Source organism: Pseudomonas sp. MD330_10, from assembly GCF_042610415.1.
Classification (GTDB): Bacteria; Pseudomonadota; Gammaproteobacteria; order Pseudomonadales; family Pseudomonadaceae; genus Aquipseudomonas; species Aquipseudomonas rhodesiae.
On the sequence record NZ_JBHGZU010000188.1, the window covers coordinates 1 to 232 of the forward strand.

The 232-nt window shown below is 56.9% G+C and carries 1 protein-coding gene; it reads right to left on the minus strand.

Going from position 1 to position 232, the window contains the following annotated elements; all coding sequences use genetic code 11:
* The coding region (locus ACFZPT_RS27145) for an aldehyde dehydrogenase family protein (RefSeq protein WP_379559193.1) at positions 1-207 on the minus strand (207 nt) is incomplete at its 3' end.
* Positions 208-232 lie beyond the last annotated feature (25 nt).

Below are 232 nucleotides of genomic sequence, written 5' to 3' on the forward strand. Positions count from 1 at the left end.
ATCGTGACGGGCCTGAAGGCCAGAGGTGGTCCAGGCCGGGAACGCGGCGCGTGCGGCGTCGAAGGCGGCGTTGACTTGAGCAACATCAGCCTTGGCGTATTCGCCGATGACATCGGAAAACTCCGACGGGTTGATTTTGGTGCAATAGTCCGCAGCGGCCTCCCACTGTCCATTGATGTATTTTTCAAAACGTTTGGCTTGGGACACATATCTTCTCCTGACGCAAAAGGCC